Genomic DNA, 540 nt, shown 5'->3' with positions numbered 1-540 from the left:
AAGTATCTGGAGGCAGAGCCAGCCAAGTATATCACCGTAGCCCGCAAGGCTAAGGGTACCGACAACTGGTTTGTAGGCGGTAAGACTGATGCAGCCCGCACAGCCGTAGTAAAACTCGACTTCCTGGATAAGGGCAAGAAGTATGCTTGCGCTATTTATCAGGACGGCAAGAATGCTGACTACGAGAAGAACCCTAAATCTTACAAGATTGTTCACAAGACTGTGAAGAAGGGTGATGTTTTGAAGATTAACGAAGCACGTGGTGGTGGTTTCGCCATCTCATTGCTCGCTAAATAAGCCTATAATTTCCGTATTTCCGTCCAACTGTCCGGTTGGTCGGAAATACGCCAAAAATGAGCGTAGATAATTTGTCACAGTTTTCTTCGCTCAGTTCGCTTTAATGTCCTGTATAACAACAACTTAACAATATGAATATCCAAAAACTAATAATTGCAGCATTGACAGCAACCGTTTTACCAACTTCATTGAATGCCCAGCAGACATTCAATGAGATGATGTATTCCAAGGAGAAAACCATGT

1 protein-coding gene is annotated in these 540 nt (G+C 43.3%); it reads left to right on the top strand.

Annotation, left to right across the window (positions count from 1 at the left end; genetic code table 11):
* Positions 1-297: glycoside hydrolase family 97 C-terminal domain-containing protein (locus ML342_RS11735; protein ID WP_240127194.1), on the top strand; the 297-nt coding region annotated here is incomplete at its 5' end.
* Positions 298-540 lie beyond the last annotated feature (243 nt).

It is taken from the genome of Thermomonas alba, assembly GCF_022419205.1.
Classification (GTDB): Bacteria; Pseudomonadota; Gammaproteobacteria; order Xanthomonadales; family Xanthomonadaceae; genus Thermomonas; species Thermomonas alba.
This window is presented reverse-complemented; position numbering and strand designations above follow the sequence as displayed.